This is a genomic window from Sphingomonas sp. 67-41, from assembly GCF_001899725.1.
Lineage (GTDB): Bacteria > Pseudomonadota > Alphaproteobacteria > Sphingomonadales > Sphingomonadaceae > Sphingomonas > Sphingomonas leidyi.
This window is the reverse complement of record NZ_MKWJ01000022.1, coordinates 460,655-483,371: the sequence shown is the minus strand read 5'-3', so window position 1 is coordinate 483,371 and position 22,717 is coordinate 460,655. Positions and strand designations below refer to the sequence as shown.

24 protein-coding genes are annotated in these 22,717 nt (G+C 69.1%); 17 read left to right on the top strand and 7 right to left on the bottom strand.

Annotated elements, in window-relative coordinates:
• The first annotated feature begins 64 nt into the window (after window positions 1-64).
• From pabB to msrA, 3 genes are read left to right on the top strand one after another with little or no spacing between them, the layout of a single operon-like run.
• Window positions 65-1,822, top strand: a complete 1,758-nt coding sequence (gene pabB / locus BGP17_RS13170) for an aminodeoxychorismate synthase component I (RefSeq protein WP_286712330.1) — start codon at window positions 65-67, stop codon at window positions 1,820-1,822.
• Window positions 1,823-1,857: 35 nt separating this feature from the next.
• Complete coding sequence (locus tag BGP17_RS13165) at window positions 1,858-3,057, top strand: pyridoxal phosphate-dependent aminotransferase (protein ID WP_286712329.1); 1,200 nt, start codon at window positions 1,858-1,860, stop codon at window positions 3,055-3,057.
• Between the two features lie 26 nt (window positions 3,058-3,083).
• The gene (gene msrA, locus BGP17_RS13160) at window positions 3,084-3,752 is read left to right on the top strand and encodes a peptide-methionine (S)-S-oxide reductase MsrA (RefSeq protein ID WP_167300091.1); all 669 of its coding nucleotides are present in this window, start codon (window positions 3,084-3,086) and stop codon (window positions 3,750-3,752) included.
• A 19-nt stretch (window positions 3,753-3,771) separates the two neighbouring features.
• Here the strand turns inward: msrA and BGP17_RS13155 are convergent, their stop codons facing one another.
• Window positions 3,772-4,170 (bottom strand): DUF1489 family protein, encoded by a 399-nt coding sequence (locus tag BGP17_RS13155; RefSeq protein ID WP_167300092.1) that lies wholly within the window; start codon window positions 4,168-4,170, stop codon window positions 3,772-3,774.
• Window positions 4,171-4,201: 31 nt separating this feature from the next.
• Window positions 4,202-5,605, bottom strand: coding sequence for a magnesium transporter (gene mgtE, locus BGP17_RS13150; RefSeq protein WP_167300093.1), 1,404 nt, complete (start codon window positions 5,603-5,605; stop codon window positions 4,202-4,204).
• Window positions 5,606-5,740: 135 nt separating this feature from the next.
• On the opposite strand from mgtE, the gene BGP17_RS13145 reads away from it, so the two are divergent.
• Window positions 5,741-6,172 carry a peptidylprolyl isomerase gene (locus BGP17_RS13145; RefSeq protein WP_208413657.1) on the top strand — a complete coding sequence of 144 codons (432 nt, stop codon included), beginning with the start codon at window positions 5,741-5,743 and terminating at the stop codon, window positions 6,170-6,172.
• 44 nt (window positions 6,173-6,216) lie between these two features.
• Here BGP17_RS13145 and BGP17_RS13140 read toward each other — a convergent pair whose 3' ends face one another.
• On the bottom strand, window positions 6,217-7,116 hold the full coding sequence (locus tag BGP17_RS13140; RefSeq protein WP_086127741.1) for a LysR substrate-binding domain-containing protein: 900 nt from the start codon (window positions 7,114-7,116) through the stop codon (window positions 6,217-6,219).
• Window positions 7,117-7,407: 291 nt separating this feature from the next.
• Between BGP17_RS13140 and BGP17_RS13135 the strand changes: the two genes are divergently transcribed.
• Complete coding sequence (locus BGP17_RS13135) at window positions 7,408-9,702, top strand: CDC48 family AAA ATPase (protein WP_167300095.1); 2,295 nt, start codon at window positions 7,408-7,410, stop codon at window positions 9,700-9,702.
• Between the two features lie 37 nt (window positions 9,703-9,739).
• Here BGP17_RS13135 and BGP17_RS13130 read toward each other — a convergent pair whose 3' ends face one another.
• A complete protein-coding gene (locus tag BGP17_RS13130; RefSeq protein ID WP_286712328.1) occupies window positions 9,740-11,026 on the bottom strand; it encodes an MFS transporter in 1,287 nt (428 codons plus the stop codon).
• Window positions 11,023-11,346: an antibiotic biosynthesis monooxygenase family protein gene (locus BGP17_RS13125; protein ID WP_286712327.1), complete on the bottom strand. Its 324-nt coding sequence runs from the start codon at window positions 11,344-11,346 to the stop codon at window positions 11,023-11,025. The genes BGP17_RS13130 and BGP17_RS13125 overlap by 4 nt, the downstream gene beginning before the upstream one ends.
• A gap of 96 nt (window positions 11,347-11,442) precedes the next feature.
• Between BGP17_RS13125 and BGP17_RS13120 the strand changes: the two genes are divergently transcribed.
• Window positions 11,443-12,192 (top strand): sulfite exporter TauE/SafE family protein, encoded by a 750-nt coding sequence (locus BGP17_RS13120; RefSeq protein ID WP_286712326.1) that lies wholly within the window; start codon window positions 11,443-11,445, stop codon window positions 12,190-12,192.
• A 97-nt stretch (window positions 12,193-12,289) separates the two neighbouring features.
• Here the strand turns inward: BGP17_RS13120 and BGP17_RS13115 are convergent, their stop codons facing one another.
• Window positions 12,290-13,225, bottom strand: a complete 936-nt coding sequence (locus BGP17_RS13115; RefSeq protein ID WP_167300098.1) for a ribose-phosphate pyrophosphokinase — start codon at window positions 13,223-13,225, stop codon at window positions 12,290-12,292.
• 103 nt (window positions 13,226-13,328) lie between these two features.
• On the opposite strand from BGP17_RS13115, the gene BGP17_RS13110 reads away from it, so the two are divergent.
• The 9 genes from BGP17_RS13110 to BGP17_RS13070 all read left to right on the top strand — a co-directional run bounded on the left by BGP17_RS13110 (window position 13,329) and on the right by BGP17_RS13070 (window position 19,967).
• Window positions 13,329-13,838, top strand: a complete 510-nt coding sequence (locus BGP17_RS13110) for a YcxB family protein (RefSeq protein ID WP_286712325.1) — start codon at window positions 13,329-13,331, stop codon at window positions 13,836-13,838.
• A 41-nt stretch (window positions 13,839-13,879) separates the two neighbouring features.
• Window positions 13,880-15,205, top strand: coding sequence for a glutamate--tRNA ligase (gene gltX, locus BGP17_RS13105; protein ID WP_286712324.1), 1,326 nt, complete (start codon window positions 13,880-13,882; stop codon window positions 15,203-15,205).
• An 85-nt stretch (window positions 15,206-15,290) separates the two neighbouring features.
• A complete protein-coding gene (locus BGP17_RS13100) occupies window positions 15,291-15,962 on the top strand; it encodes an energy transducer TonB (RefSeq protein ID WP_286712323.1) in 672 nt (223 codons plus the stop codon).
• A gap of 67 nt (window positions 15,963-16,029) precedes the next feature.
• Window positions 16,030-16,377: a hypothetical protein gene (locus tag BGP17_RS13095; protein WP_086128408.1), complete on the top strand. Its 348-nt coding sequence runs from the start codon at window positions 16,030-16,032 to the stop codon at window positions 16,375-16,377.
• 14 nt (window positions 16,378-16,391) lie between these two features.
• Window positions 16,392-17,318 carry a bifunctional diaminohydroxyphosphoribosylaminopyrimidine deaminase/5-amino-6-(5-phosphoribosylamino)uracil reductase RibD gene (ribD, locus tag BGP17_RS13090; protein WP_286712776.1) on the top strand — a complete coding sequence of 309 codons (927 nt, stop codon included), beginning with the start codon at window positions 16,392-16,394 and terminating at the stop codon, window positions 17,316-17,318.
• Entirely contained in the window at window positions 17,318-17,941 is a 624-nt protein-coding gene (locus BGP17_RS13085; protein ID WP_167300102.1) for a riboflavin synthase, read from the top strand. The genes ribD and BGP17_RS13085 overlap by 1 nt, the downstream gene beginning before the upstream one ends.
• Window positions 17,928-19,076, top strand: a complete 1,149-nt coding sequence (gene ribB / locus BGP17_RS13080) for a 3,4-dihydroxy-2-butanone-4-phosphate synthase (protein WP_286712322.1) — start codon at window positions 17,928-17,930, stop codon at window positions 19,074-19,076. Before BGP17_RS13085 ends, ribB begins: the two co-directional genes overlap by 14 nt.
• Window position 19,077: 1 nt before the next feature.
• A complete protein-coding gene (gene ribH, locus BGP17_RS13075; RefSeq protein WP_286712321.1) occupies window positions 19,078-19,497 on the top strand; it encodes a 6,7-dimethyl-8-ribityllumazine synthase in 420 nt (139 codons plus the stop codon).
• Between the two features lie 5 nt (window positions 19,498-19,502).
• Complete coding sequence (locus tag BGP17_RS13070; protein ID WP_286712320.1) at window positions 19,503-19,967, top strand: hypothetical protein; 465 nt, start codon at window positions 19,503-19,505, stop codon at window positions 19,965-19,967.
• On the opposite strand, the gene BGP17_RS13065 is transcribed toward BGP17_RS13070, so the two are convergent.
• Window positions 19,964-21,058, bottom strand: coding sequence for an alkene reductase (locus BGP17_RS13065; protein WP_286712319.1), 1,095 nt, complete (start codon window positions 21,056-21,058; stop codon window positions 19,964-19,966). The two genes, BGP17_RS13070 and BGP17_RS13065, sit on opposite strands and share 4 nt — an antisense overlap.
• A 56-nt stretch (window positions 21,059-21,114) precedes the next feature.
• Here BGP17_RS13065 and BGP17_RS13060 point away from each other — a divergent pair, with 56 nt between their 5' ends.
• Together BGP17_RS13060 and BGP17_RS13055 are read left to right on the top strand one after the other, a co-directional pair.
• The gene (locus tag BGP17_RS13060) at window positions 21,115-22,044 is read left to right on the top strand and encodes a DMT family transporter (protein WP_167300106.1); all 930 of its coding nucleotides are present in this window, start codon (window positions 21,115-21,117) and stop codon (window positions 22,042-22,044) included.
• Window positions 22,041-22,700 carry a COQ9 family protein gene (locus BGP17_RS13055; RefSeq protein WP_422051197.1) on the top strand — a complete coding sequence of 220 codons (660 nt, stop codon included), beginning with the start codon at window positions 22,041-22,043 and terminating at the stop codon, window positions 22,698-22,700. Before BGP17_RS13060 ends, BGP17_RS13055 begins: the two co-directional genes overlap by 4 nt.
• The last annotated feature ends 17 nt before the right edge of the window (window positions 22,701-22,717 follow it).

The following is a 22,717-nucleotide window of genomic DNA, read 5'->3' as shown; positions in this document are numbered from 1 at the left end:
TGGCCGCCTCCCGCGGCAACACGGGCTTGCCGTGGCAGCCGCGGGGCTGCATGCGGGAGCCGGCATGACCCTGCCCGACACTCCCTTCGTGCTGCTCGACGATGCCCGTCCGGGCGGCGCGGGCGCGCGCCTCTATCATGGCGTGCGGGAGATCGTGCGGGCGGCTGCGCCCGGCGACGTGGTGGCTGCGCTGGACGGGCTGCGCGATGGCGCGGGCCATGTCGCAGGGGTGTTGAACTATGAGGCCGCCTCCGGCCTCGAGCCGCGGGCAGCGACGCGAGACCTGCCGGCCCTGTGCCTGTGGTTCGGCAGATTCGCCGAGCGGGTACGGGTGGATCCTGCCGCGCTGCTCCCGGATCCGGCCGGCGCCTGGGCCGGCGCACCGGTCCCGGCCATCACCCGCGCCGACTATCAGGGGCAGTTTGCCCGCGTCGCCGATTATATAGGCGCCGGCGACATCTATCAGGCGAACCTCACCTTCCGTGCGGCGGTGCCCTTTGCCGGGCATCCCGCGGCGCTCTACGCGCTGCTGCGTTCGCGCGCGCGCGCGGGCTATGGTGCCCTGATCTTCACCGGGGAGCGCTGGATCCTCTCCTTCTCGCCCGAACTCTTCTTCACGTTCGACCGCATCGGGCTCGCCGTGAAGCCGATGAAGGGCACCGCCCGCCGCGGCGCCACTCCGGCCGAGGACGATGCCCTCGCCGCGCAACTCGCCGCCGATCCCAAGCAGCGCGCCGAGAATCTGATGATCGTCGACCTGATGCGCAACGATCTTGCCCGTATCGCGCGGCCGGGCACGGTGCGCGTGCCGGCGCTGTTCGCGGTCGAGCGCTATCCCACCGTCCACCAGATGGTCTCGACCGTCACTGCCGAGCCGGCACCGGGCGTCGCGGCGGTCGATGCGCTTGCCGCCCTGTTCCCCTGCGGTTCCGTCACCGGCGCGCCCAAGCTGCGGGCGATGGAAGTGATCGCCGAAGTCGAGCGGGATGCCCGCGGCGTCTATACCGGCGCGATCGGCGCGATCGAGCCGGACGGCTCCGCCCTGTTCAACGTCGCGATCCGCACGCTGACGATCGAAACGGGTGCGGAGCGCGCGCTGCTCGGGTTAGGATCGGGCGTGGTTGCCGATTCGAACGCTGCCGAGGAATGGGACGAGTGCCTGGCCAAGGGCGCCTTCGTCACGTCCGGCGAGGTGCCGTTCGACCTGATCGAGACGATGCGCTTCGATCCGCTCGCCGGCCTGCCCCTGCTCGAGCGGCATCTCGCGCGGATGAAGGCAAGCGCCAGGACGTTCGGCTTCGAGTTCGATCGCCACGCGGCGCGCAACGAACTGCAGGCTGCCACTTTCCGGCTGCGCGCGCCCGCGCGCGTGCGCCTGCTGCTCGCGCCTTCGGGCGCCATCGCCATCGGCATCGCGCCCCTGCCCGAAGCGCCGGCCGGCCCAGTACCGGTCGCGATCGCCCCCCGGAAAGTCGCGCCGGACGACTTCCGCCTGGCGCACAAGACCAGCCGCCGGGCTTTCCATGACGAAGCACGCCGCGCTTCGGGCGCCTGGGAAGTGCTGTTCACCGATGCGGTCGGCTATCTGACCGAAGGCAGTTTCACGTCGATCTTCGTCGAGCGCGACGGCATGCTCGTCACGCCGCCCCGTTCCCGCGGCCTGCTCCCCGGCGTGCTGCGCGCCGAGCTGATCGAGACCGGCCGCGCGGTGGAAGGCGATCTGACGCCGGCCGATCTGGCGGGCGGCTTCTACATCGGCAATGCGCTGCGCGGACTGGTTTCAGCGGTAACGGTTGCGGAGGCCGCGAGCCCGGTCCTATAGGCGCGCCGTCTCCCTTATCGGAAAAGGCGCCTTTCATGCAGACCTCGGCCGCGCTCAATCGCATCCAGCCCTCCGCCACCCTCGCGATGACGAGCCGGGTGTTCGAGCTGAAGCGCCAGGGAATCGACGTGATCGGCCTGGGCGCCGGCGAGCCCGATTTCGACACGCCCGATTTCGTCAAGGAAGCGGCGATCGAGGCGATCCGCGCCGGCAAGACCAAATACACCAATGTCGACGGCACGCCCGAGCTGAAGCAGGCGATCATCGCCAAGTACGGCCGCGACAACGGCCTCGCCTATGCCGAGAACCAGATCAGCGTGAATTCGGGCGGCAAGCACACCTTGTTCAACGCCTTCTGCGCGACGATCGACCCGGGCGACGAAGTGGTGATCCCGGCGCCCTATTGGGTCAGCTATCCCGACGTGGTCGAGTTCGCCGGCGGCACGCCGGTGTTCATCGCGGCGGGCGCTTCCGAGGGCTACAAGATCAAGCCCGCGCAGCTCGAGGCGGCGATCACCGCGAAGACCAAGTGGGTGGTGCTGAACTCGCCGTCCAACCCGACCGGCGCCGCCTATAGCGCAGCCGAGCTCAAGGCGCTGGGCGAAGTGCTCGAGCGGCACCCGCACGTGCTGATCTATGCCGACGACATGTACGAGCACATCCTGTACGACGGCTTCGAATTCGCCACGATCGCCCAGGTCTGCCCCGCGCTCTACGATCGCACGCTCACGGCCAACGGCGTGTCCAAGGCCTATGCGATGACCGGCTGGCGCATCGGCTATGCGGGTGGCCCGGCCTGGCTGATCAAGGCGATGGGCAAGCTCCAGTCGCAGTCGACTTCGAACCCGTCGAGCATCAGCCAGGCGGCCTCGGTCGCGGCGCTGAACGGCGACCAGAGCTTCCTCAAGGAGCGCGTCGCCGCCTTCCAGGGCCGCCGCGATCTCGTCGTGTCGATGCTCAACCAGATCAACGGCATGCACTGCCCGCGTCCGGAAGGCGCCTTCTACGTCTATCCCGAGTTCGGCCAGCTGATCGGCAAGACCACGCCCAAGGGCCAGGTGATCGCCACCGACGAGGAAATGGTCGGCTATCTGCTCGACGAGGCGCGGGTGGCCGCGGTACATGGCGGCGCGTTCGGTTTCTCGCCGGCGCTGCGGATCAGCTATGCGACGTCGGAAGCCTTGCTCACCGAAGCGTGCGGCCGGATCCAGGAAGCCTGCGCGGCCTTGCGCTGAGAGCGAACAAGCCCGACATTGCGGCCATGCTCAAATGGTCGCTCTCCGTTGCCGCGCTTCTCGGAGCCGCACTGTTCCTTGCGCCCGGCGCGCTTTCGGGCGCCGGGGTGGTCGAGCGCGCGGTGCCCGTTCCCGTCCCCGCGCTCGACGTGAAGCCGAGCAAGGGCGAGCAGGTCGCGGTGCTCGCCGGCGGGTGCTTCTGGGGGATGGAGGCCGTCTTCCAGTCGGTGAAGGGCGTGCATTCGGTGACCTCGGGCTATGCGGGCGGCACCGCCGGCACCGCCACCTATGCCCAGGTCTCGACCGAAAAGACCGGCCATGCCGAAGCGGTGCGGATCGCCTATGATCCGCGGAAGGTCAGCTACGGCACGCTGCTGCGCATCTATTTCTCGGTGGCGCACGATCCGACGCAGTTGAATCGCCAGGGCCCGGACCGCGGCCCCTCCTATCGCTCCGCGATCTTCCCGCAGGACGAGGAGCAGCGCCGGGTGGCGGCCGCCTATATCGAGCAGCTGACCCGGGCAAAGGCCTTTCCCCGTCCGATCGTGACCAGGCTGGAGACCGGCAGCTTCTATCCGGCCGAGGCCTATCACCAGGACTTCTTCTGGCGGAACCCCACCCATCCCTATATCGTGCGGTGGGACAAGCCCAAGGTCGCGGCGTTCCGCAACGCCTATCCGCTGCTGGTGAACTAGCAGCCGTCCCGCGCTCGCGTCAGATCAGCCCCAGCCCCGCCAGCTCGCCCATCAGCGCGGGCGGCAGTTCGTCCAGCCCCGCCCCGGCTTCGCCGAGATCGGGGGGTGCGTCCTTCGCCTCGAGATAGCGCCAGCCCTGATGCGCGCGCTTGGGGCGCGCGGCGACCAGGATCAGGCGCGGCTCCATCAGGATCGCGGTGCGCCCGCCCTCGGCCTCGCCGAATCCGACGATCGGCGTGCGCCCGACCAGCTGGTGCTTGAGGATCCAGAAGAGCGACCCCTCCCCGCCGATCTCCTCGTGGCGCTTGGGGAGATAGCGGGTGGCAAGGCCCCAGGTGCCGCCGCGCGCGGCGAGGCGCTGGGCGAGATAGTCTACGGAGTCGCAGCCAAAGGCGACCTTGGTCAGATGAAGTGGCACGCGATCAATCTGGTGCGCGCGGGCGCCGCAATCAACCGACCAGGCCGCTGGCGGTGGCGAGGCCGAGAAAGGCCAGGAAGCCCATCGAATCGGTCGTCATGGTCACGAAGATCGAGCTGGCGACGGCGGGGTCGGCCTTCAGCCGGTCGAGCGTGAGCGGCACGATCACGCCGGCCAGTCCCGCGATCACGATATTGGTGAGCATGGCGGCCGCGATCACGCCGCCCAGCGCGGCATGGTGGAAGAACAGCCCCACCGCGGTGCCGATCACGCAGGCGACGGTCAGGCCGTTGAGGACCGCGATCGAGATCTCGCGCCGGATCGCGCGCAACGTGTTGGACTGGGTGAGCTGGTTGGTGGCGAGCGCACGCACCGTCACCGCCATGGTCTGGGTGCCGGCATTGCCGCCCACGCCGGCGACGATCGGCATCAGCGCGGCCAGCGCGACCATCTTCTGGATCGTGCCTTCGAACAGGCTGATGATCGTCGCCGCCACCAGCGCGGTGAGCAGGTTGGTGAGCAGCCAGCGCACGCGGCCCTTGTAGCTGTCGACCACCGGCTCGTTGATGTCGCCTTCGCCGGCGCCCGACAGGCGGAGAATGTCCTCGCCCGCCTCTTCGGAGATGATGTGGACCACGTCGTCCACCGTGATCATGCCGACCAGGCGCCCGCTGGGATCGATCACCGCTGCCGAGATCAGCGCGTATTTCTGGAAGCGCAGCGCCACTTCCTCCTGGTCCATGTCGACCGGGATCAGCGTCTGCTCGCGTTTCATCACGTCGCCCATCGAGACGACGCGCGGCGTGCGCAGCACCCAGGAAAGCTGGCAGGTGCCGACCGGCTTGTGCGCCGGATCGACCACGAAGATCTCCCAGAAATCGGTGGTGAGATCCTCGTTCTTGCGCAGATAGTCGAGCACGTCGCCGACGGTCCAATGCTCGGGCACCGCGATCAGCTCGCGCTGCATCAGGCGGCCGGCGGACTCCTCGGGATAGGAGAGCGCTTCCTCGATCGCGGCGCGGTCGTCCGGGTCGAGCGCGCGCAGCACCTCGCGCTGGTCCTCGACATCCATGTCCTCGATGATCGCGACGGCGTCGTCGGTATCGAGTTCGGCGGCGATGTCCGCCACCTGGGTGGCGGTGAGCGATTCGACCAGGGCCTCGCGCACCCAGTCGTTCATTTCGGCAAGCACGTCGCCGTCGATCAGGTCGGCGATCGCGGCGACGAGCGCCGCGCGTTCCTCGGTGGGCGCGAGCTCGACCAGGTCGGCGATGTCGGCGGGATGAAGCGGTTCGGCCAGCGTGTGCGCGCGGGCGGAATCGCCGGCATGGACGGCATCGAGCACCGCATGGACGAACTCGGGCCGCAGCCGGTCGTCCTCGTCGAGCTGGGGCTCGGGCGCGCTGCTATCCATTTGAAGTTCGGTCTCGCTCAAGGTTCGACCTCCCTTGTCGGCCCCCTTTCGCCGCTGCCATTGCCGGGCGCGATTTGCAAGTCGCCGGAAGCCCGCCTAGGCAGGGCGCAAATCGTTCTCAGGAGTCCATTCGTGTCCGAACCCACCAAGCTCGTCATGACCCTCGATACCGGCGACGTGCACATTCAGCTGCGCCCCGATCTCGCCCCCCAGCATGTCGAGCGCATCGCCACTCTCGCCGATGAGGGCTTCTATGACGGGGTGATCTTCCACCGCGTGATCGACGGCTTCATGGCCCAGGGCGGCGACCCCACCGGCACCGGCACGAGCGGCTCGAAGCTGCCCAACCTGCCGGCCGAGTTCAGCCGCGAGCCGCATGTCCGCGGCGTCTGCTCGATGGCGCGCACCATGGACCCGAACAGCGCCAACTCGCAGTTCTTCATCTGTCTCGACGATGCCACTTTCCTCGACGGCCAGTACACCGTCTGGGGCGTGGTGACCGAAGGCATGGAGCATGTCGACGCGCTTCCCAAGGGCGAGCCGCCGCGCAATCCGGGCAAGATCGTCAAGGCGCACACCGAGGCCTGATTTCCCTTCAGCCCCTCCTCTTTCGGGGAGGGGCCGAGCCTTGCCTATTCCACCCGGTCGGCGTGGAGCACTTCGATCAGCCAGTCGTGGAACAGCTTCACCGGCCGCGTGGTCAGCGCGCGCGGCCGGCAGACGAACCAGTAGCTGTAGTCGCTGTCCACGGTCAGGTCGAAGAGCTGGACGAGCCGGTCGTCGCGCGCCGCCTCGAAATGCGATTCGAGCATGAAGGCGACACCCAGCCCCTGCGCCGCCGCTTCGAGCATCAATGTGCCCGAATCGAAATGGTCGATCGCCGCGGGCTCGATCTCCAGGTGCGACAGCCCCGCCGCGGCGCGCCAGGCGGTGAACGTGTCCGCCATGTCGCGGTGCACCAGCGCGGTCAGCTTCGAAAGCTGCTCGGGCCGGGTGATGGGATCGGGCCCTTCCACCAGCGCGCGCGCGCCGATCACATAGACGCGGTTCCGGTCGAGCCGCTTGGCGTAGAGCGTCGGATCGATGTCGCGCGCCACCACGATCGCGGCGTCGAGCCCGTCGCCGAGCCGCGCCACGGCGTGCGCGCCGGTATCGACGTCGAGATGCAGCTCGGGATGCTCGCGCTTCAGGTCGCCCATGTGCGGCATCAGCCGCTGCGTCGCGAAAAGCGGCAGGATGCCCAGGCGCAGACGCAGCAGCTCGGTGCCGCTGGTCATCGTCTCCACCGCGTCGGCCATGGTGTCGAGCGCCGGCGCGATCATGCCGAGCAGCCGCTCGCCATCGTCGTTGAGGCGCAGCGCCTGGTGCCGGCGCTCGAACAGCGGCTTGCCGATGAAGCGCTCGAGCGCCTGGACGCGACGGCTCAGCGCGGGCGAGGAGAGCGCCAGCTCCTCCGCGGCGGCCTTGATCGAGCCGAGCCGCGCCACCTGCACGAAAGCCTCGATTGCCGTAAGCGGGGGTAGTCGTCGCATTTCGCTCTCTTTTTGTTGCGCTGCGTCACGATCCTTGGCGTGTGATTCGCGTGCCGCCAATGGCATCCGTCACTCGAACGCGACTATCGTTGTACACACGCGCGATTGCAAGCCGTGCACGCGTTAATGTTTCTTTTCGCACTTGCACAAAAACCGACCGCATTGCACAAAGCACCTGCCTTTCAGGCATCCTCTCCTAAAACTTTCCCGGCCGGTCCTCGTGATCGGCCTTTTTTTTGTGCAGTCGATCCCCCACGTTCCGCGTCTCACACGCCTGGGGAGAACGATAGGATGGCGGACGAAGAAGGGCAGCCCGCCAGGCTGCAGGTTGCCAATGCCCGGCCCGAGGACAGTGGCCGGGGCCTCGCGCATCTGCCGCGCGCGCTGATGGCGCGGCTCGGCCTTGCCGAAGGCGATGTGATCGAGATCGTCGGCAAGCGCGCCACTCCCGCGCTCGCCGTGCTGCCCTATGCCGAGGACGAGGGCCTCGAGATCCTGCGCATCGACGGGCTCCAGCGTGCCAATGCGGGCGCCAGCTCCGGCGATTTCGTCGAAGTGCGCAAGGCCGTGTCCAAGCCGGCGACGCGGGTGGTGTTCGCGCCCGCCCAGCAGAATCTGCGCCTCCAGGGCAGCGGCGAGGCGCTGAAGCGCGTCTTCTTCCAGCGCCCGCTGGCCCAGGGCGATGTCGTCGCCACCGCCGGCCAGCAGCGTGCCGACATCCCGCCCCAGGTCGCTCAGTTCCTCCGCGCACCGGCCTATGCGCTGCAGGAGATCCGGCTCACCGTCGTCGCGGCGAGCCCCAAGGGCATCGTCCATATCGACGAGAATACCGAGGTCGAGCTGCGCCCCGAATATGAGGAGGCCGCGGGCGATGGCCGGCGCGCCGATGTCACTTATGACGATATCGGCGGCATGGCCGGCACGATCGACCAGCTGCGCGAGATGGTCGAACTGCCGCTGCGCTATCCCGAGCTGTTCCAGCGTCTGGGCGTCGATCCGCCCAAGGGCGTGCTGCTGCACGGCCCGCCCGGCACCGGCAAGACGCGCCTCGCCCGTGCCGTCGCGAACGAATCGGACGCGCAATTCTTCCTGATCAACGGCCCGGAGATCATGGGTTCTGCCTATGGCGAATCCGAGAGCCGGCTGCGTCAGGTCTTCGAGGACGCGGCCAAGGCGGCCCCGTCGATCGTCTTCATCGACGAGATCGATTCGATCGCCCCCAAGCGCGGCCAGGTATCGGGCGAGGCGGAGAAGCGCCTGGTCGCCCAGCTGCTCACGTTGATGGACGGGCTCGAATCGCGCGCCAACATCGTGGTCATCGCCGCGACCAACCGGCCCGACGCGATCGACGAAGCCCTGCGCAGGCCGGGCCGGTTCGACCGCGAGATCATCGTCGGCGTGCCCGACGAGCGCGGCCGCCGCGAAATCCTGGGCATCCACACGCGCGGCATGCCGCTCGGCGACAAGGTCGATCTCGGCGAGCTGGCGCGCACCACCTATGGTTTCGTCGGCGCCGACCTCTCCGCGCTCGCCCGCGAGGCGGCGATCGAGGCGGTGCGCCGGATCATGCCCAAGCTCAACCTGGCGGAAGGCACGATTCCGCACGAGGTGCTCGATACGCTGTCGGTCACGCGCGAGGATTTCCTCGAGGCGCTGAAGCGCGTCCAGCCCTCGGCGATGCGCGAAGTGATGGTCGAGGCGCCGCGCGTCCGCTGGGAGGATGTCGGCGGGCTCGACGATGCGCAGATGCGGCTGAGGGAAGGCGTGGAGCTGCCGCTCAAGGATCCCGACGCCTTCCGCCGCCTCGGCATCCGCCCGGCCAAGGGTTTCCTGCTCTATGGCCCGCCCGGCACCGGCAAGACCTTGCTCGCCAAGGCGGTGGCACGCGAGGCGGAGGCGAATTTCATCGCCACCAAGTCGAGCGACCTGCTGTCGAAATGGTATGGCGAGAGCGAGCAGCAGATCGCCCGGCTGTTCGCCCGCGCGCGCCAGGTCGCGCCTTGCGTGGTCTTCATCGATGAGCTCGATTCGCTGGTTCCCGCGCGCGGCGGCGGCCTGGGCGAGCCCCAGGCGACCGAGCGCGTGGTCAACACGATCCTCTCCGAGATGGACGGGCTCGAGGAACTGCAATCGGTGGTGGTGATCGGCGCGACCAACCGGCCGAACCTGATCGACCCGGCGCTGCTCCGCCCGGGGCGGTTCGACGAACTGGTCTATGTCGGCGTGCCCGATGCTGCCGGGCGCGAGCGGATCCTGGAGATCCAGACGGAGAAGATGCCGCTCGCCGCGGATGTCGACCTGCGATCGATCGCGGGGCAGACCGAGCGCTATACCGGCGCCGATCTGGAGGACGTGGTTCGCCGGGCCGGCCTGATCGCGCTCCGCCAGTCGCTCGACACCCGCGAAGTGACGATGGCGCATTTCGACGAGGCGCTCGCCGATTCGCGCGCCACGGTCACGCCGGAGATGGAGGAGGAGTATCAGGCGATGTCGGGCCGGCTGAAGCAGCAGGCCTCGGCGATCCAGCCGATCGGCTTCATTGCCCCCGGCATGCTGCGCGGGCACGGGCCGAAGGGCGCGGATTGACCTCCTGCTCCCCTCCTTTCCAGGGAGGGGAGCAGGGTCATGCCGCTCGTCGCGTCGCCACCCAGGCATAGACCAGCAGGCATGCCAGCCATCCCGCCGCGGTCAGATAGGGCAGCGGCCGCCACAGTTCGTACAGGCCCACGCCGATCGACGGCCCGAGCACGAATGCCGCGCCGTTCACGGAGGTCACCTTGCCCGCCACCGATCCCTGCGATTCCGGGCCCACGCCCAGCGAGGCGCCGGCAGTGAAGCCCGGCCGGGCAAAGCCCATGCCGAGCGCGATCAGCGCATAGCCCAGCGCGATGCCGTACAGCGTCGTCGCCGTGCCCGTCGCGACGCAGCCAAGCGCTCCCAGCGTCGCCCCCGTCAGCACCAGCGCGCGCGGGCGCAGGTCGAGCATCGGGATCAGCCCCCATTGCGCGAGCAGCGACGCGCCCGCGCCCAGCATCAGCACCAGCCCGGTCGGCTGCAGCGCCTCGGTCGGGGGCAGATGCATCCGGTCGATGATCAGGAAGCCGATCGCCTGGCCGGTCATCGCCTGGGCATGGCCGATGATCAGCCCCGCGACGATCCAGGGCCGGATGCGCGGATCGAAATAGCGGATGTTCTCGCTGGTCTCGGCTGCGGTGGCGGCGGTCACCGTGGCGCCGGTCCCCTGCCCGCCGATCGAGGGATAGGAAGTGGCGGCGCCATGGGCGTCGCCCTCGTCCTTGGGCAGCCCGCGCGCAGCGGCGATCCAGATCACCACGCCTACCGCGCTGGCGGCGAAGGCCGGCCCGGCGAGCCCGATCATCGGCCCCTCCGGCCAGAGCCGCCCCATCACCAGATAGGGCGCGATCGCCGGGCCCAGGATCGTGCCCAGCCCGAATGCCGAGGCGAGCAGGGTGAGCGCGCCGGTCCGCTCCTCGCGGCTGGTGCGGCCGGCGACGATCGCCTGCACCGCGGGCGGCGCCGCCGATCCGAAGGTGCCGTAGATCACCCGCCCCGCGACAAAGGCGATGAAGGTGGCCACCGGGCCGAGCAGGCCGTTGATCCCCATGGCCAGGCACAGCCCGCACAGGCCCAGCGACACGGTGAAGCCGCCCACGCCCACCAATACCATCGCGCGCCGGCCATGCCGGTCGGACCGGTTGGCCCAGATGGGCGCGGCGACCACCCAGAGCAGCGCGGAGACCGAGAAGACGGCGGCGACGGCGCTGTCCGGCGCATGCAGCGAGCGGCCGAGCGCGGGCAGCACCGATTGCAGCGCGGTATTGCCGGCCGCTATCGCCAGCATCACGGTGAAGAGCAGCGCGAAGGTCCGGTCGAAGCGCCGGAACTTCATTTCCGCTCCCAGCTGTAGCTCCGCCCGATCGTGGCGACGTGGAGCATGTACCAGCCATACCAGCGTCCGCGCCCCGCCTCGCGCGTCTCGGCATGTTCGGGATGCTTGCGCCACGCGATCGCGCTGGCCTCGTCGGCCCAATAGCTGATGGTGATTGCCTGGCCGTCCGCGTTGCCGACATGGTCGACGCCGCGATAGCCGGGCTGCTCGGCGGCGAGCGCGTCCATCGCCGCGGCGGCTATCGCATAGCCCTCGGCGTCTTCCCCCGTGCGCGCGGAGATGAACAGGACGGCGGTCTGCCCGGTGCGATCCTCTGCCATGGGCGATGGGATTAGGCCCGTTGTTTCGCTTCGTCACCCCATCACATCGCCACCTCCGCTTTCGCGGGGAGGGCGGTTGGGGCATGGGGCAGGGCGATGATCACCGATTGGCATTTCTACGCGCTTGCCGTGCCGGCGGTGATCCTGCTCGGCCTGAGCAAGGGCGGGTTCGCCGGCATGGGCGCGTTGTCGCTGCCGCTCCTCGCCTTCGCGGTCGACCCGGTGCGCGCCGCGGCGATCACCCTGCCGATCCTGATCGCGCAGGACGTGGTGGGCGTCTGGGCGTTTCGCCGCACGGTCGACTGGTGGCTGCTCGGCTGGATGCTGCCCGGCTCGATGCTCGGCATCGCGCTCGGCTATGGATTCGCGGCGAGCGTCTCCTCGGCTGCGGTGATGGGGATGGTCGGGGCGATCTCGATCCTGTTCGGTGCCTATCGGCTCTGGGCCGCCAGCCATGCCGCGCCGCGCGACCCCGCGCGCTGGCCCGACTGGATCGGATCGCTGTTCGGCATCGCCTCGGGCTTCACCAGCCAGATCGCCCATGCCGGCCAGCCGCCCTTCCAGCTCTGGGTGCTGCCTCGCAACCTGCCGCGCGACCTGCTGGTCGGCACCACCGCGCTCTTCTTCGCCGCGACCAACTGGATCAAGGTGCCGGCCTATTGGGCGCTAGGCCAGTTCACGTCCGCCAACGTCATGACGTCGGCCGCGTTGCTGCCGCTCGCATTGGTTTCCACCGTCGCCGGCGTCCGGCTGGTGCGCAGGGTCGATGCGGCGCGCTTCTACACCGCGATCCATGTGCTGATGATCCTGGTCGGCATCGCCCTTGTCGCCGAGGCGGCATTCTAGGCTTTCGCCGAGGCGGCACTTTGGGCCTTCAAAGCGGGATTTCGGGTGTTCCGGTCGGTCGCGATGACCGGCGCCGCGCTCCTTGCCGGGGCCTGGATCAATCGAACAGGCTGGAGACCGAACTCTCGTCGGCGATGCGCTTGATCGCCTCGGCGAGCAAAGGCGCGATCGTCAGGTGACGGATCTTGCTGCTTTCGGCGATCACGGCGTGGTTGCCGATCGAATCGGTGATCACCAGCTCGGCCAGCGCCGATCCGTCGACGCGGGCCACGGCGCCGCCCGAGAGCACGCCGTGCGTGCAATAGGCGACCACGTCCTCGGCGCCCGAGGCCTTGAGCGCGGCGGCGGCGTTGCACAGCGTACCCGCCGAATCGACGATGTCGTCGATCAGGATGCAGAAGCGCCCCTCGACATTGCCGATGATGTTCATCACTTCGGATTCGCCCGGGCGCTCGCGGCGCTTGTCGACGATGGCGAGCGGGGCGTTGTCGAGCCGCTTGGCCAGCGCGCGGGCGCGGACCACGCCGCCCACGTCGGGCGAGACGACCATCCACTGCCTGCCCGGGAAGCGGCTGTGGATGTCGGCGCTCATCACCGGGGCGGCGAAGAGATTGTCGGTCGGAATGTCGAAGAAGCCCTGGATCTGCCCGGCGTGCAAGTCGACCGAGAGCACGCGGTCGGCGCCTGCGGTCGTGACCAGGTTGGCGACCAGCTTGGCCGAGATCGGCGTGCGCGGGCCGGGCTTCCGGTCCTGGCGGGCATAGCCGAAATAGGGGAGCACCGCGGTGATGCGCCGGGCCGATGCGCGCTTCAGCGCATCGATCATGATCAGCATTTCCATCAGGTTGTCGTTCGCCGGGAACGAGGTGGACTGCATCACGAACACGTCCTCGCCGCGGACATTCTCGAGGATCTCGACGAAGATCTCCTCATCGGCGAAGCGGCGGACGTTCGCCTGGGTCAGCGGGATCTCGAGATACTCGGCGATCGCCTTGGCGAGCGGCAGGTTCGAATTGCCGGCCATCAATTTCATGTGCGCCACTCCCCAGGCTTGCTACGCTGGAGGCGCATTAGAGGCCAAAGGGCGGGGTTGAAAAGAGCAGATGGCAATTGCGCATGCAGAACCCGCGACGACTGTGGCTTATGTGCTCGACGCCGATGCCCAGATAGCGGCGGCGCGTGCCAATCTCCGGCGCTATCTCCGCTCGCGCCGCGCGTGGATCCGGATGGGGATCGGCCTGCTCCTCATGCTCGCCATCGGCGCGGTGCTCGGCGTGGCGCTCGGCGACGATCCGCTGTGGTGGATGCTGGTCTTCGCGGCCGAGATGATCGTGCTGCTCCCGTTGATCTACGGGCTCCTCTACCTGTTGCTGCCGCGCCGGATCCGGCGGCTGGTGTCCCAGAGCGCGATCTGGCAGCGTCCGGTCGAGGCCACCTGGTCCGCCGCTGGCATGTCGGCCCGTTCGGCGCATGGCGAAACCGAGCTCGCCTGGGGCGACTATCATGGCTGGCACGCCGCGCGTTCGGGCTTCCTCTTCTATTTCAACGACCAGCAATATCAGGTGGTCCCGGCCTCCGCCCTGGCTGCGGGGCAGGCGGAGGCGCTGCGCGCGATCCTGGAAGCGTCGGGCCTGCGCCGGCTCTGAGCCGGTTTGCGCGCGCCGCGCCTGCCCGGTAGAGCGCCGCAATGACCGTCATCACTCGTTTCGCGCCGAGCCCCACGGGCACGCTCCATGTCGGCAATATCCGAACCGCGCTGCACAACTGGATGTTCGCGCGAGGCCAGGGCGGTCGCTTCCTGCTGCGCGTCGACGACACCGATGGCGAGCGCTCGGAGGAGCGCTTCGTCGAGGCGATCCGCGCCGATCTCGCCTGGCTGGGGCTGGTGCCGGACGGGGAAGAGCGCCAGTCCGCCCGCTTCGACCGCTACGAGGCGCGCTTCGCGGAACTGAAGGCCGCCGGGCGAGTCTATCCGGCATATGAGTCCGCGCAGGAGCTCGATCTCAAGCGCAAGGTGCTGCTCGGCCGCGGCCTGCCTCCGGTCTATGACCGGGCCGCGCTGGCGCTGGCCGATGCCGACAAGGCGAAATTCGAAGCGGAGGGCATCCGCCCGCACTGGCGCTTCAGGCTCGATCATGACGCCATGATCGAATGGGACGACCTGGTCCGCGGGCCCCAGCGCTTCGATCCGAAGACGATGAGCGACCCGGTGGTCCGTCGCGCCGACGGCTCCTGGCTCTATCTCCTCCCCTCGGTGATCGACGATGTCGACATGGACGTCTCCCATGTCGTGCGCGGCGAGGACCATGTCTCGAACACCGCGACTCAGCTCCAGATGTTCGCGGCGCTCGGGGCCGCCGCGCCGCGGTTCGCGCACGAGGCGCTGCTCACCGGTGCCGAAGGCAAGCTCTCCAAGCGCCTGGGCTCGCTCGGCATCGCCCATTTCCGCGAACTAGGCATCGAACCCCAGGCGCTGATCGCCCTGCTCGCGCGGCTCGGCACCAGCGACCCCGTCGAGCCGCTCGTCGACGTTGCGCCCCTGGTCGCCAGCTTCGACTTCGCGCGCTTCGGCCGCGCGCCCGCGCGCTTCGACGAGGAGGAACTGGCCCAGCTCAATGCCCGCATCGTCCACCAGCTCGGCTTCGACGCGGTGCGGGACCGGCTGCCGGCGGGGATGGGCCCAGCCGGCTGGGAAGCGATCCGCCCCAATCTGTCGACCGTCGCCGAGGCGGCGGACTGGTGGCAGGTGGTCGAGGGCCCGGTCGCCGCGGCCATCCCCGAGGAGGACCGCGCCTTCCTTGCCCTGGCCGCCGGCATCGCCGAGGGCATCGACTGGTCCGATCCCTGGCCGGCGCTCACCGGCGCGCTGAAGCAGGCTACCGGCCGCAAGGGCCGCGCCCTGTTCCTGCCCCTGCGACTCGCCCTCACCGGCCGCGAGCATGGGCCGGACATGGCCGCCCTGCTCCCGCTGATCGGCAAGGAAAATGCCCTGGCGCGCCTGGGGAGCGCATGATCGACAAAGCATTTGCGCCGGGCATGTAATGATGTATCATCGCCTTTGCCGGCCTGGACCGGCGTTGGAGATGGAGTGCAACGCCATGTATGCCGAACATCGCTACCAGCCCCAGCAATCGCGCGCCGTCAGCATCGGGGCGTCGCTGCTCATCAGCGGGGCGATCATCACCGGGATGATCTATTCGGCGCCGAACGTCGTCCGAATCTTCGTCGACCCGACCATACGGACCTACAACGTCCCCGAGACGGTTCCGCCGCCGCCGATCGATCCGCCCAAGGAACAGCCCAGGATCAAGGCGGAAACGCGGACCCAGCCGCCGATCACCGCGCCCGATCCGATCCTGAAGACGGACAGCGACGTGACGCTGAAGACCACGCCGGACATCCCGCCGGTGCAGCCGGACATCGCCAAGCCGGCCGAGGTCGGCCGGCCGGTCACGGTCGATCCGCCCAAGCCGGTGCCGGCCCTGGTCGGGGCGAGGCGCGACCCGCGCTATGCCGATGCCTTCCAGCCCAACTACCCCGCCTCGGAACTGCGCGCCCAGCGCGACGGGCGCGTCTCGGTGCGGGTGCTGGTGGGCCCCGATGGCCGGGTGAAGGCAGTCGAGCAGGTCAGCGCCACCAGCGCCGCGTTCTTCGAGGCGACGAAACAGCAGGCGCTGTCCAAATGGCGGTTCAAGCCGGCGACTCGCGGCGGCGTGGCCGAGGAGAGCTGGATGACGCTCAGCGTCACCTTCCAGATCAAGGACCAGTAACGGAACGTCCTTGATGGAGCGCGGGGGCTGGCTCTCGGGCCTCCGCGCTCCTATCTTCGGCGGCGAGATGAGTTACCTTCAGAGATTCAACCCCCTGCGCGCATTCGGCGATCTGCGGCGCTGGCTTGCCACCCGCAAGCCCTATGAGCTGTGGTTCATGATGCTGGCCATGGTGGTCACGCTCGTGATCCTGTGGATGTTCGTGAAGGATTCGAACGTCGCCACCCCGTACAAGCGCGACATCATCTATGTGCAGCAATGGCGGCTCGACCGCAGCGACGCGGACATCAAGGCGCAACAGGCCAAGGACCTGCCCGAGGAGCTGAAGCGCAAGGCGGCGATCGAGGCGGCGCAGAAGAAGCGCCAGGCCGAATTCAAGAAATATGACGATTGGCTGACCAGCCACGGCTTCTGAGCGATGCGCGCCGGATGGGCGCCGCGCTTGCGCTGGCCGAGCGCGGGCGGGGGCGAAGCGCGCCCAATCCCAATGTCGGCTGCGTGATCGAGCGGGACGGAATCGTGGTCGGCCGCGGCTGGACCCAGCCGGGCGGCCGCCCCCATGCCGAGGCGATGGCGCTGGCCCAGGCAGGGGAGAAGTCGCGCGGCGCGACTTGCTACGTCACGCTCGAGCCCTGCGCGCACGAATCGCCGCGCGGCCCGGCCTGTTCGAGCCTGCTCGTGGCGGCCGGCGTCGCCCGGGTGGTGATCGCGCTCGGCGATCCCGATCCGCGCACCAATGGGGCGGGAGCCGCCCGCCTGCGCGCCGCCGGGATCGACGTGGTGGAGGGCGTCCGCGCCGCCGAGGCGCGCCGTTCCATGGCCGGCTTCCTGACGCGGCTGGAAAAGGGGCGTCCGTTCGTCACGCTCAAGCTGGCGACTTCGCTCGATGGCCGCATCGCGCTTCCCTCGGGCGAGAGCCGCTGGATCACGGGCGCGCAGGCCCGCGCCCATACCCATCTGGAGCGTGCCCGGCACCAGGCGATCCTGGTCGGCCGGCGGACCATGGAAGTCGACCGCCCCCGGCTCGACGTGCGCCTGCCGGGACTCGAGGATCGCTCGCCGCGCCGGCTCGTGCTGTCCTCGACCGGCGATGTCGAGCGGCCCGAGGACATTGCCGGCCTCGAGGGCATCGACCTTCTCTTCGTCGAGGGCGGCGCCGAGACGGGCTCGGCCTTTCTCCGCGCCGACCTGGTCGACAGGCTGCTGCTCTATCGCGCGCCGATCCTGATCGGGCAGGGCAGGGCGGCGCTCGGCGATATCGGGCTCGCCCGGCTGGACGATGCCCATGGCCGCTGGCGGCTGGTCGACGGCCGCATGCTTGGCAGTGACAGGCTGGAGGTCTACGAGCGCGCATAATGTTTACTGGAATCGTCACCGATATCGGCACGGTCGAGGCAGCCGACAGGCAGGGCGACCTGCATGTCCGCGTCTCCACCGCCTATGAAACCGCGGGCATCGACCTCGGCGCCTCGATCTCCTGCTCGGGCGTGTGCCTGACGGTGGTCGACAAGGGCGTGGATGCGGGAGGCGACGGCTGGGTCGCGTTCGACGTCTCGGGCGAGACGATCAGCCGCACCGCGCCGGGCATGTGGGCCTCGGGCCGCAAGCTCAACCTCGAGCGGGCGTTGCGCCTGGGCGACGAGCTGGGCGGGCATATCGTCACCGGCCATGTCGACGGGATCGGCACGGTGAAGGCGATCGAGGAGATCGGCGGCTCGCACCATGTCGTCATCCTCGCCGGCCCCGAGCTGGCGCCCTATATCGCGCCCAAGGGCTCGATCACCGTCGACGGCGTCTCGCTTACGGTCAATGCGCTGCGCGATACGGCCGAAGGCGTGGAATTCGACCTCAACATCATTCCCCATACCGCCGCAGTCACTACATTCGGCGCACTCGAAGCAGGGCAGGCCGTCAATCTCGAGATCGACGTGCTCGCCCGTTATCTGCAGCGCATGGAGGCGCTCCGTGGCAAAGCCTGAACGAGCCAACGAACTTGGGCGCCTGAAGCACGCCTTCCTCTCCTCGCCCGAGGAACTGATCGACGAGGCCCGCAACGGCCGGATGGTGATCCTGGTCGACGACGAGGACCGCGAGAACGAAGGCGATCTCGTCATCCCCGCCCAGATGGCGACGCCCGACGCAGTCAACTTCATGGCGCGCTTCGGACGCGGACTGATCTGCCTCGCGCTCACCGCCGAGCGCGGCCGCCAGCTCCAGCTCGAGCCGATGGCGCGCGTGAACGGCACGCCGCTCGGCACGGCGTTCACGGTCTCGATCGAAGCGAAGGAAGGCATTTCGACGGGCATCTCGGCCGCCGATCGCGCGCGCACCGTCGCGGTGGCGATCGATGCGGCCAACGGGCCGGATGCGATCACCTCGCCCGGCCATGTCTTCCCGCTGATCGCCCGCGACGGCGGCGTCCTCGTCCGCACCGGCCATACCGAGGCGGCGGTCGATCTCGCGCGGCTCGCCGGGCTCAACCCGTCGGGCGTGATCTGCGAGATCATGAAGGACGACGGCACCATGGCTCGTCTCGACGATCTCATCGCCTTCGCCCAGTTCCACAACCTCAAGCTCGGCACGATCCGCGACCTGATCGCCTATCGCCGCCGCCACGACCATCTTGTCGAGAAGCGTGCCGAGACCCGCTTCGAGAGCGAATGGGGCGGCGAATGGACCGCGATGACCTTCTGGAACAAGGCGACGGAGAGCGAGCAGGTCGCGCTGGTCAAGGGCAGGATCGATCCGGCCAGGCCCACGCTCGTCCGCATGCATGCGCTTTCGCCCTTCTCCGACATCTTCGGCGAGGGTGGCGCGCGCGGCGGGCTGCTGCGCCGTTCGATGGAGATCATCGCCCAGGAAGGCGCGGGCGTCGTGGTCGTGATCAACAAGCCGCGTCCGGACCAGTTCAGCGTCGCGCTCCAGGCCCGCGAAGGCAAGCTCGAGGCCAAGGACATGGACGAGCTGCGCGACTATGGCGTCGGCGCGACGATTCTCACCGAACTCGGCGTCCAGGACATGGTCCTGCTCACCAACACCCATCACACGCTGGTCGGGCTCGACGGTTACGGCCTGTCGATCGTCGGCGAGCATCCCATCGATACCGGAGAATGACTTGGCACGTGTCCTGATCGTCGAAGCGCGCTTCTACGCGCATCTGAATGACTTGCTGCTCGAGGGCGCGCGCGCCGCGATCGAAGCGGCCGGGCATCAGCACGAGACCATTACGGTGCCGGGCGCGCTGGAGATTCCAGGTGCGGTGGCGATGGCCGCCGAGACCGGGCGCTACGATGCGTTCGTCGCGCTCGGCGTGGTGATCCGCGGCGAGACCTATCATTTCGAGATCGTCTCGAACGAAAGCGCGCGGGGCCTGATGGCGCTGGCGATGGACGGGATCCCGATCGGCAACGGTATCCTTACGGTCGAGAACGAGGCCCAGGCGCTCACCCGCGCCAGGCCGGACGAGAAGGACAAGGGCGGGGAAGCCGCCAAGGCCGCGCTGGCGATGCTCGCGCTCAAGAGCCGGTTGGGCTGACAGCCATGGACATGCCCCCCTCCCGCTACCGCGTAGTGGAGCAGGGGCGCCGGCTGGTCGTGATCGATACGCTGGCGGGGGAACCGGTCCGCCCGGTTCCCAGCGCTCCGGAAATGCCGGGCGAACGGCGGCGGCGCATGGAAGCGCCGCGCCCGCGGGACCGGGCCGCGCCGCCGCTCCGGAGGCCCGAGCCGGGCGGCCGCCATGCGGGCGGAGAGGGGCTCGGCTTCACCACCGCGCGCTGGTTCGACGATAAAGGCCCGCGCACGATCCGCATCGGCCCGGAGAGTCAGGGCCAGATCGCGGTCGTCGCGGCGATCCTGCTCGTGGTGGCGATCTTCTGCATCGCGATCATCGGCTGGCCGGCCCTCTTCGTGCTGGGCTTTCTCGCGCTCAACCCCAAGACGCGTGGCGGCCTCCGCGCGGCCGCCACCGGCTGGCTCACCGCGCTCGACAGGGGCGGTGGCTAGACCGCTGCCGGATAGTCGGTATAGCCCTCGGCTCCGCCGATATAGAACAGGTCCTCGCGCTGCGGATTGAGCGGCAGGCCCTCGCGCAGCCGCCGCGGCAGGTCCGGATTGGCGAGGAAGGTGCGGCCAAAGGCGATCGCATCGGCCTCGCCCGCGTCGAGCACGGCCTGGGCGTCGTCGAAATGATAGTCGGCATTGAGCGCCAGCGGGCCCTTGAACACCTTGCGCATCACCGGATGCACCGGCGGGTGGTCGGGCAGCCCGCGCGTGCCGCCCGGGCGCGGCTCGCGCATCTCGAGAAAGGCGATGCCGATCTCGTCGAGCGCCGCCGCCGCCGCTTCGAACAGCGCATGCGGGCTGCTGTCGTTGACGCCCTGCACCTCGCCGTTGGGGGAAAGCCGCACGGCCGTGCGGTCGCCGCCGATCGTATCGACCACCCGCTGCGTCACTTCGCGCAACAGCCGCACCCGGTTGGGGATCGCACCGCCATAGCCGTCGTCGCGGAAATTGGCATTGTCGCGCAGGAACTGGTCGATCAGATAGCCGTTCGCGGCGTGGATCTGCACCCCGTCGAAGCCGGCACGGATCGCATTGCGGGCCGCATTGGCATAATCGTCGAGTATGCCGGGGATCTCGTCGGTGCGTAGCGGCCGCGCTTCGCCGTAGGGGCGCCTGATCTCGCCGCTATCCTCCGCCGGATAGGTGCGGACGGTGCCCGGCGCAGTGGTGGCGGAGGCCGAGACGGGCCGGGCGCCGTCCAGGAAGTCGGAATGGACCAGCCGGCCCATGTGCCAGAGCTGCGCGACGATGCGCCCGCCGGCCTGGTGCACCGCTTCCACCACCGGCTTCCAGGCGTCGGTCTGCGCCTCATTCCACAGGCCGGGGGCATAGGCCCAGCCCAGGCCCTGCCGGCTGATGCCGGTCGCCTCGGAGAGGATCAGCCCGGCGCTCGCCCGTTGCGCATAATATTCGGCCATGATCGGCGTCGGCACATGCGCGCGCGTTGCGCGGCCGCGCGTCAACGGCGCCATCAGCATGCGGTTCGGCGCATGGATCGCGCCCAGCTGGATCGGATCGAACAGGCTCGGCATCGAGGCGGTTTCCCTAACGACTGTGACGGCGGCCAAATAGGTGGCTAAGGGGGCACATGCATCGGCCCGGATCCCCAAGAAAAGCTACCGCATCGCAAACCGCCTCTGCGTTGCCGATCGCGGCATTGCTCGCCGGCAACGTCGCGCTCGCCTTCGGGCCGTGGTTCGTGCGGCTGGCCGATGTCGGGCCGGTGGCGGCCGGTTTCTGGCGCATCGCGCTGGCGGCGCCGATCCTGGTCGCACTTTCCCTTGCCGGCCAGAAACGCCCCTTCGCCCCCGCGCGCGGGCTGTGGCTGCCGATCGCCCTTGGCGGGATCGCCTTCGCGGCGGACCTGGCGAGCTGGCATGTCGGCATCCTGCAGACCACGCTCGCCAATGCGACGCTGTTCGGCAATTCGGCGACGCTGATGTACCCGATCTACGGCTTCGTCGTCGCGCGCATGTGGCCGACGCGGACCCAGGGGATCGCGCTGGCGCTCGCCGCGGCCGGGGCGGGGCTGCTGCTCGGCCGCTCCTATCAGCTCTCGCCCGATCATCTGGTCGGCGACCTGCTCTGCCTGCTCGCGGGCACGCTCTACACCGTCTATTTCGTGCTGATGGGCAAGGCGCGCGAAGCGATGGCGCCGCTTCCGGCGCTCGCGCTGTCCACGCTGGCCAGCCTGCTGCCTCTCCTGCTCGCCGCGCTGCTGTTCGGCGAGAAATTCTGGCCGGAGCATTGGGGCGTGCTGATCGGCCTCGCGCTGGCGAGCCAGGTCGTGGGGCAGGGGCTGATGATCTACGCGATCGGCCTTCTCCCGCCCCTCGTCGTCGGCATCGCCCTGCTCACCCAGCCGATCGTCGCGGGGGCGGTGGGCTGGATCGTCTATGGCGAGCGGCTCGGCCTCGCCGATTTCATCGGCGCGGTGCTGGTCGCGATCGCATTGGTGCTGGTGCGCGGCGGCGGCACGCGGGTTGCGCCGGAAGCTGAGGGGACTAAACCGGCATGATGGACCTGAAGGACGCGACTCTCGACGAACTTCGCGCCGCGCTTGCGCCGGAAGTGGCGGCCAATGCGGCGTTCGACGGCTGGAACAACCGCGCGCTCGACGCCGCGGCGGACGGCCTGGGCATCGACCGCGACGTCGCCCGGCTCGCCTTCACCGACGGGCCGGTGGCGATGATCGACGCCTGGTTCGCCGCGATCGACGCCGCGATGCTTGCCCGCTTCACGCCGGAGCAGCTTGGCGGCATGAAGATTCGCGCCCGTATCACCGCGCTGGTCGAGGCCCGGCTCGATCTCGCCGCACCGCACCGCGAGGCGCTGCGCCGCGCGCTCGCCATCCTCGCCATGCCGCAGAACGCGGCGCGCGGGGCCCGGCTCGGCTGGCGCGCCGCCGACGCGATGTGGCGGGCGGCCGGCGACACCGCGACCGACTACAACCATTATTCCAAGCGCATGACGCTCGGCGCCGTCTATGCCGCGACGATCGCGGTGTTCCTCGACGACGAGAGCGAAGGCCATGCCGATACGCGTGCCTTCCTGGCGCGCCGGATCGAGAACATCATGCAGTTCGAGCGTGCCAAGGCGAAGTGGCTGACGCCGCCCGAGCATCGCTTCAGCCTTTCCCGCTTCGTCGGCCGGCTGCGCTACCCGGCGGCTTGATTCAAGGGCCGGCGCCT